The sequence below is a fragment of the Vogesella fluminis genome (genome assembly GCF_014652335.1).
In the GTDB taxonomy this organism is placed as follows: Bacteria; Pseudomonadota; Gammaproteobacteria; order Burkholderiales; family Chromobacteriaceae; genus Vogesella; species Vogesella fluminis.
Genome location: NZ_BMYP01000067.1, coordinates 1 through 7,300 on the forward strand (window position 1 = coordinate 1; position 7,300 = coordinate 7,300).

Here is a 7,300-nt window from a genome sequence, read left to right on the forward strand (position 1 = left end):
AAAATTGCTGCCTGCGTCCTCGGGATGCGATTCCGGCAGACTTATGGGTAATGGAATGGGTATAACCCGCCGACATCGGCAACAAGCGCCACTCATCCTTAAACTCCGGGAACCGCAACCGCGGTACCAATGGCTTTCTTTCATGACCACTCATACCGCTTGCTCCTGTGGCCGTGTCACGATGGCCTTGAACAGATTTCCAGCCCGATCGTCGATGAGTTCAATCTGCGGCCAGGCCCGCAATGCACGCAGCAGGCCGCTGCCCAGTCCGCGATACGGCAGCAGCTTGGCGGCAAAGGACGCCAGAATCGGGTTGCGCATATTGGAGTTGCCTGCCTTGATGTTTTCGATGGTCAGGTTGTTGGGCAGGTGGCCGGGGCTGATGATCTCGACCCGATCGGCAAACACCAACACGCGCACCGGCGCGCTGATGAAATAGTCGCGGTGGATGAGCGCGTTGGCGACCAGCTCCTCCCAGACAATGCGGGGAATCTCGGCCTGCCCTTGTGAGTTAAAACCCTGCTCGCCCTGAGTGGCGCGCGTGTTGGCGAAGATGAAACCCAGCGACTGCTGGAATACATCGGCCAGCTTACCGGTGATGTCGCGGCTGTCGATGTAGCGCTGGTCTTCGATCTCAGTGCCGACAAAGGCGACGGCCTTGACGATGAAGGCGGGTAGTGCGTACTGCGGTGTTTTGGCGAACAGCAGGCCGCCCGCTACGTTGAGCTGCCCCTGGTTCATCAGGTTCATGTTGGTCAGCAACTGCGGCAGCGGCTGGTTATGCTGGGCGAGCGGCTCACCGAATTGCTGCTCGAAGAAGGTTTCGAAATAGGGCATGTCCACATCGCCCGCGCTCAAGCCCGTCACGGGCGTTTCGTCGGCGTGCACCAAGCCCGCCTGCTGGAACAGCCGCTGCAGTTCCTCGCGCGAGGTGGCGCGGCGCTTGTCCGAGCCGTTCTTCACCCAAATCGCGCCGTTCTTGTCCATGTAGGGCTTGTTGACGCCCTCAGCGATGGAGAGCACCAGCACCGTGCCTGTCGGGTGGGGCACGTTTTCCGTGAGCGGGTTCACGGCGGGACGCACGACCTGTGAGGCCACGTTGGCGATGAGCAGGTTGAGACGAGCAACGTCGGCGCCGGATAGGCCGCGCACCGAACCGTCGTCGTTCACTCCAATGAAGATGCGCCCACCAGCGGTGTTGCTGAAGGCAACGATCTCTGCAGCCAAGGCGTCGGCATTGTTCATGTCCGTCTTGAACTGATGCCGACTGTCCTCGCCTCGGCTGAGCAGGTCGATCAGCTCTGTGGTTTCCATAGGTTGTAGACCTCTTTGCGACGGTTGAAGGCTTCCTGGCCTCCTTCCATGATGTTGATGATGGCGTCCTGCACCGGGCGGGCGTCGATGCTGCCGCTTCGCGTGGCGACCTTCTCGTCCTGATATTGGCAGGCGTGCACCTGCTCGGCGTCACCCAGCACCGGGAAGTTAGCGTTGTGGGTGGCGAAGATGAACTGGGCGTGAGGTTTCATCTCACGCAGCAGCTTGATCACATCGTCGTAGATGGTCTGGTTGTCCAGATCGTCTTCCGGTTGGTCGATGATGATCACGTCGTTCTGGCGTTGGCTGAGCACATACAGCAGCAACGCCGAAGCGCGCTGCCCGAGGGAGTGGTGCTTCAACTCTTTGCCGCGATAGCGGATGACGAAGCGGTTGGGCACCTGCCAGGTGACGAACTCGGTCAGGTTCTGCATGAAGGTCTTCTCGAAGACCTCGGGGGTGCTGCCAGCCTTGGCCAAGGCACCCGGCAGGGCACGCAGGAGGCCGCCGAAATCGGCATGGTCCTCCATCACCGCGCGCAGGGTGGTTTCGCGGATGTTGCTGCCTTTGAAAAGCTGCTGCATGAAGTTGATGGCGGCTTCCTTGTCGCCCTTGAAGTCCGCTTCGATCTGCAGTGCGGTGTGGCCAGCGTTCACGCGGTCCAGCTCCACCTTTATGGTGTTGAACTCGCGCAGCCAGAGTTCATTGAGCTTGTCGATCTCGGCAAACAACGCGTCGCGGATGCTGGTTTGCTGCGATTCCTGCTTGGCCAACGCCTCCAGCATTTGCTCCGCCTTGGTCTTGCGTTGCTGCTGGGTCAGGAAGTCGTCCGGCTGGATGGCTGTCATGCCGGTTTGCTTGAGTTCCTGAGCCAGTTGGCGCTCGACTTGTGCGAACTCCTCCTGAAGGTTCTTGCTTGCGCCTTCAAACTCGCCCTGTTTGGCCTGGAGGCGACCCGCAATGGCTCGCGCGTCTTGCTCGATCTGCTTGAGCTGATCGACCTTGGCAACGAGCTTGGAGAACTCGGAGTAGTAGGCCGTGAAGAAATCTGGGTTCTGCTTGGACACGTAACTCGTCGCGTTGCGCAACTCGTCCTCATGCTCGGCAATCAATTGCCCCAGGGCGAGGATGAAGCTGTCTGCCCGCTCCTTCGTGCGTGCTAGCGCAGTAGCGTCCTGCTGGAAACCGAGGCGCTTTTGGAGTTTGTCGGCGACACCATGCTCCGCGAACTTAGTCAGACGGAAGTTGGCATCGTTGAGCTGGGTCTCGAAGTCGCGCTTGAGTTCGGCCGTGTTGCTGAGCTTGAGCCAGCGCTGAGCAGCGTCGCGCACGCGCTGGCGTTGGGCCTCGATTTCGTCACGCAGCACACGCAGCTTCTCGCCAACCAGCTTTTCCACCAGATCGGTCTCGAAGCCTTCGCCGGTGCTGGAAAGGTCTTTCTGGCCGAAGTAGATCGGGCGACGCAGTACGGTCTCCCGGATCGACACGCCGGGCTGCAACTTGCCGCCCAGGTAGACGTTCGGCGCTTCGCGGAAGATGCGGGAGATGGTGAACTCCTGTCCGTACACGTCGCAGGCTGTCAGCGTGACCTTGCCGCCGCTGCCAAGGGTGTGCCGGATCAACTCGTCCTTGTACTTGGTGTCCTGCGCTTTCTCACCTCGTGGAATATCAAGCGCGTAGCGCACCGCCTCCAGGATGGATGACTTGCCGCTGCCCCGGATGCCGATCAGCGTGTTGAGTTCGGAAGAGAAGTGCAGCGTCTGACCATCGAGGATGCCCCCGTCGAAGTGGATGCTGCGGATGTGCGACGCCTGATGCTTGGGCGGTTCCGTGGCGACCCGCGCAGCGGGATCGCTCAAGGCAAACTTGACCGCCTCAAAGGACAGCTCGCCCAATTTGAGATAACAGGCTTTGCCCTGACCAATGTCTTCTATGCATTTGGCGTCGCAGCCTTCGAGTTCGGCGGGATACCAGTCACCTAGATGCTGCTGCGCTTTAGTCCGGCAGGGTTTGTTTTTCTCTTGCAGCTTGTTGTACGTGCGTACCTTTTGGAAGCCCAACGTGCGACGGCGGAAGAATTCGTTCTGGCCCAGCTCGGCAAGACGCCCCCCGTCCAATTCGGCCCACAGTCCGCTCGGTGCTTCGACATGGGCAAAGACAAGGAAAAAGTCGCGGTGATAGCTTTCCAGCTTCTTGATGGTTTCCAACAGTGACAGAGAGGAACGCCCGTTTTCCTGCTCGTACTGGGCAGGGATTTTTCCTTCAAACGCAACGCCCAGGAAGGGGTTGATATGGTCATGACCATCGGCCAACCAGTCGTCGGAAAAAACAACCAGGGTGTGGATGCCATTGGCCCCGTCATTGACCGACAGCTCGACGCCGGGCAATAGCGCAATATCCTTCTTCTGCGCTGTCTTGCGCAGCGCTTTGAACTCCTCGAAATCGAACTTGTTGTGATTGGTGATGACGCCCAGCTGGACACCTGCTTTCTCCAGCGCGTTCACATAATTGCTGTTGTAGAAGTTGTCATCGCCTGTGTACTTGAACTCACGATCTGCGCGGGTGTGCAGATGGAAGTCCGCACGAACCCACTGCGCCCCCTGTGCAAAGACGGTTCCCATCATCGCCCCTCCTCATAGGCAGCCAAACCAGCAATCTCTCGACCCTGGGCGAGCTTGTGCAGCAGTGGTGCCAGCTCTTCCATCAGGGCCAACTCTTTCTGCGTGCGCGCTTTCCAGCCAAGGTTTAGCGGGGCCATCAACTCCGAAAGGCGCTCGCCATCAAAAATGCGGCGGCGCAGAATTTCATCGACAAAGGCTTGTAGCGCCGATACGTCCAGTGCATGGCGGTTTGCGATATCGGTGAGTTCCCGTGTTTTTTTCTCTGCCTTGAAGCGGTCGAATCCGCTGCGGATCTGCTTTTCGTCCAGGGCTTCATTGACTGGCAGGCCACGGATGTACTCGGCGATGTCCTCGCGCTCGTCGATGAACTTGGCATCGGACTGAATCAGGCCGATGAGCTGCTCACGGTTCATGGTGAGCTTGCCGGGCTTCTGCTGGGTCAGCTTGGCGATGAGGCCCATGATGTAGTCGTAGTCGATCACGCTTGAGGCGAAGAGTACGAATTCAAAATCAAGCTGCTGCACTTCTGGCGGGGTCTGGTCGCGATCCTGCTGTTCCTTCAAGCGCTTGGCCGTTTCGAGGTACACACCTTTGAAGCCCTGCATCTGATCGGGTGGCGCAATCTGGGTGATCTGCGCCTTCTGCTCATCCGAGAGATCGGTATATTGATCGAGCTGGGTCTTGAGGCGCTGTACTTCCTTGAACAGATTGACGAACTGCGCCCGTGCGGCATCGCCTTTCAGGTTGGCCACGTCTTCCGGCGCATTGCCCACGCCTTGCGACTGCATGAAGTCAGCCAGCTTCTGTGTGGCGGTTTGCAGGTTATCGATGACCTTGGGCGCGGGGTCTACCAGCCAGATTTCACGCGGGTTGTCGATCTTCTCGCCAGAGAACAGTGCAATCGCCTCTTCGACCGGCTTTTGCTGCTGACGGAAGTCGAGGATGTTGCCATAGGGCTTGCTGTCGTTGAGCACGCGATTGGTGCGCGAAAACGCCTGGATCAAGCCGTGATGCTTGAGGTTCTTATCCACGTACAGGGTATTGAGGTACTTGGAGTCGAAACCGGTAAGCAGCATGTCCACCACGATGGTGATGTCGATCTTTTGCGCGGCGGGGAGATCGCTGTTGGGGTACTGCTGATCCTTGATGCGCTTTTGCACATCCTGGTAGTACAGGTCGAACTCGCTGATGCGATGGTTGGTGCCAAAGCGCGTGTTGTAATCGGTCACGATGCGCGTGAGCGCCGCTTTCTTGCCTTCGGGGTCTTGCTGGTTATCTTCTTTCTCTTGCGGCAGGTCTTCCTGAATCTGCTGTACGTCCTTATTTCCCTCGGCAGGCGGGGAGAATACGCAGGCAATGTTCAGCGGACGGAACTCAGGGTCTTGCTCGGTCTTTTGTTTTTGAATCTCCGCGAACAGTTCGAAATACTCGATGGCATCGTTGATGCTGGCCGTTGCCAACACCGCGTTGAACTTGCGGACATTGGTCGCTGCATCGTGCTTGGAGAGAATGGTCTCGATGACCTTGGCTTTGGCTACGCCTTCACCAGGCTTGGGAGGATTCTTGCCTTCGGGCTTGAAGTAATCCACGTGAAAGCGCAGGACGTTGCGATCCTCGATGGCGTGGGTGATGGTGTATTGATGCAGGCAACGCTGGAAGAGGTCGTCGGTCGTGCGGTAACTGGCTTGCTGACCTTCGATCTGCTGGTAGCTGGCGTTCTTCTCGAAGATGGGTGTGCCGGTAAAGCCAAAAAGCTGGGCGTTGGGGAAGAACTCCTTGATGGCTTTGTGGTTGTCGCCGAATTGTGAGCGGTGGCATTCATCAAAGATAAATACCATGCGCTGGTTGCGTAATGGCTCCAGCCGTTCCTTGTAGTTGCGCCTGTTGGCCCCATCCAGAGCCAGGCCCAGCTTCTGAATGGTGGTGACGATGACTTTATCGGCGTAGTCATCCGACAGTAGGCGGCGCACCAGTGTCTCGGTGTTGGTGTTCTCTTCGACGCAGCCTTCCTGAAAGCGGTTGAATTCCTCGCGAGTCTGGCGATCCAAGTCTTTGCGATCCACCACAAACAGACACTTGTCGATGTCCGGATTGTCTTTGAGCAGGGTGGACGCCTTGAACGAAGTCAGCGTCTTGCCTGAGCCGGTGGTGTGCCAGATGTAGCCGTTGCCGCAATTCTGGTGGATGCACTCCACGATGGCTTTGACGGCATAGATTTGGTATGGCCGCATCATCAGCAGCTTCTGCTCGCTGGCCACCAGCACCATGTAGCGGCTGATCATTTGCCCTAGAGTGCACTTGGCCAGGAACTTCTCGGCAAAACTATCGAGCAGCGTGATTTTTTTGTTGTCTTCGCTGGCAAACTGGTAAACCGGCAAGAAGCGCTCATCTGCGTTGAAGCTGAAGTGCCGTGCGTTGTTGTTGGCGAAATACCAAGTGTCGGTGCGGTTGCTGACGATGAAGAGCTGCAGGAAGCACAGCAGCGTCTTGCTATAGCCATTGCCGGGGTCAGTCTTGTAATCAACGATCTGCTGCATGGCCCGGCGCGGGCTGACCGCCAAGGTCTTCAGCTCGATTTGCACCACCGGTACGCCGTTGATGAGCAGTATCACGTCGTACCGGTGATGGCTGTTGTCAGTGTTCATGCGCAACTGGTTGACGACCTCAAAGTCGTTCTTGCACCAGTCCCGGATGTTCACCAAGGTGTAGTTCAGCGGCGTACCATCGTCGCGCTCGAAGCTGTTGATGTTGCGAAGCCGCTGGGCAGCGCCGTAGACATCGGGCGTGATGATGCCGTCGAGCAAGCGCTGAAACTCGCTGTCAATCAGATGCACGCGGTTCAGCGCTTCGAACTTGGCTCGGAAGTTGGCTTCGAGCGCGGCGCGGTCGCGAATGTCGGGGCGATAGGTGTACTTGAGGTCGCCGAGCTTGGCGATCAGATCGAGTTCGATTTGTTGTTCTGTGGTCGTCATGAACCTTGCCTCAAAGACCCAAACGGTTTGCTACCGCCGTTGTTCTGGCGGGTAATGCCATGGAGCTCATGTATGCCGACTCCCCGGCTCACCGACATCTTCATCTGCGCCGCCTGCACGCACCCATTCATCCACTTCGGAGAGCTGGAACTTCCACAGCCGCCCCACGCGGTGTGCGGGCAGACCCTTGCGCTCGCGCCAGCGGTACACGGTGTCCTTGGCCACGCCCAAGTGCTGGGCGACGTGATCGGCGGTAACCCACGGTTCTGTACTCATGTCGATGACGCTCGGAGGTTGCGATTGAAAGTCGTCTTAAGTCGTTTGGAGTCTATCATTTGAATGCTGCGGAAGCATAAAAATTGTTATTGGCTACTGTCGTTGTGAGTTGAATGA

The 7,300-nt window shown here is 57.9% G+C and carries 4 protein-coding genes; all 4 read right to left on the reverse strand.

The features are described 5' to 3' along the window. Positions 1-150: 150 nt before the first annotated feature. The 4 genes from IE083_RS14915 to IE083_RS14930 all read right to left on the reverse strand — a co-directional run bounded on the left by IE083_RS14915 (position 151) and on the right by IE083_RS14930 (position 7,183). Positions 151-1,314: an RNA/DNA-binding domain-containing protein gene (locus tag IE083_RS14915; RefSeq protein ID WP_189354828.1), complete on the reverse strand. Its 1,164-nt coding sequence runs from the start codon at positions 1,312-1,314 to the stop codon at positions 151-153. After that, positions 1,296-3,938 carry a TrlF family AAA-like ATPase gene (locus IE083_RS14920; protein ID WP_189354829.1) on the reverse strand — a complete coding sequence of 881 codons (2,643 nt, stop codon included), beginning with the start codon at positions 3,936-3,938 and terminating at the stop codon, positions 1,296-1,298. Before IE083_RS14920 ends, IE083_RS14915 begins: the two co-directional genes overlap by 19 nt. Next, complete coding sequence (locus IE083_RS14925; protein ID WP_189354830.1) at positions 3,935-6,907, reverse strand: type I restriction endonuclease subunit R; 2,973 nt, start codon at positions 6,905-6,907, stop codon at positions 3,935-3,937. The genes IE083_RS14920 and IE083_RS14925 overlap by 4 nt, the downstream gene beginning before the upstream one ends. Positions 6,908-6,973: 66 nt before the next feature. After that, a complete protein-coding gene (locus IE083_RS14930) occupies positions 6,974-7,183 on the reverse strand; it encodes a helix-turn-helix domain-containing protein (RefSeq protein ID WP_023109365.1) in 210 nt (69 codons plus the stop codon). Positions 7,184-7,300 lie beyond the last annotated feature (117 nt).